The 1,068-nt window shown below is 68.4% G+C and carries 1 protein-coding gene; it reads left to right on the top strand.

Translation table 11 applies throughout. The annotated features are described in order from the left end of the window. Positions 1 to 985: IS110 family RNA-guided transposase (locus GTW58_RS13050; protein WP_168023556.1), on the top strand; the 985-nt coding region annotated here is incomplete at its 5' end. Positions 986 to 1,068: the final 83 nt, after the last annotated feature.

Here is a 1,068-nt window from a genome sequence, read left to right as displayed (position 1 = left end):
TGTTGAGGTGGCGTATCTGCCGGGACTGGCCATGCGCCGGATCGCGGATCTGCACCCGGGCTCGGCCAAGACTGATGCCCGTGATGCCGCGATCATCGCCGAAGCCGCACGCACCATGCCTCATACGTTGCGCGCCATTCGCGTCGATGACGAGCAGATCGCTGAGCTGGCCATGCTCGCCGGCGCTGACGATGATCTCGCCGCCCAGATCACCGCGGCCTCCAACCGGCTGCGCGGGCTGCTCACCCAGATCCACCCCGCCCTGGAACGGGTGCTGGGGCCCAGGATCACGCACCCGGCGGTAGCGGATCTGCTGGGCCGGTACCCGACTCCGGGTAAGCTCAAGACCGCTGGGCCCGGGCATGTGCGTGCCCGGCTGCGCAAGCACGCGCCCCGACTGGCCAGCTCCTTGACGGAGGAGATCTTCGAAGCCCTGGCCCAGCAGACCGTGGTCGTGGCAGGTACTGAGGCTGCGGCCACGGTGGTGCCGATTCTGGCCGAGCAGCTGGCAGGGCTGATCCAGCAGCGGGCAAGGCTGGCCATCCAGGTGGAGGCTGTGGTGGAGGCCCACCCTCTTCATCCGGTCCTGATCTCGATGCCCGGGGTAGGGGTCAGGACCGCTGCACGGATTCTCACCGAGGTCGTGGGCAAGGACTTCGCCGATGCCGGGCACCTGGCCTCCTACGCCGGCATCGCTCCCGTCACCCGACGATCCGGGTCCTCGATCCGTGGTGAACACGCACCCCGCGGAGGCAACAAGCGGCTGAAGCGCGCGCTGTTCCTCTCGGCCTTCGCCTCGCTGCACCACGGCCCCTCGCGGGCGTATTACGACCGCAAGAGGGCCCAGGGCAAGCGCCATAACCAGGCACTGATCGCCCTGGCGCGGCGGCGCACTGATGTGCTCTACGCGATGCTGCGGGATGGCACTCTGTACGAAGACCCGACCACGCCTTCGGCGCCGTCGTCAGTCGCTCTGGCGGCTTGACGAAAACCATAGAGGCACCCCCCCGCAGCACGGCGGCTGGCGACCAGTTCCTGGCAGAGTTCGCAGAGGAACTCACCCGGTCG

The sequence above is a fragment of the Kocuria subflava genome (assembly GCF_012163155.1).
GTDB classification, from domain to species: Bacteria; Actinomycetota; Actinomycetes; order Actinomycetales; family Micrococcaceae; genus Kocuria; species Kocuria subflava.
This window is presented reverse-complemented; position numbering and strand designations above follow the sequence as displayed.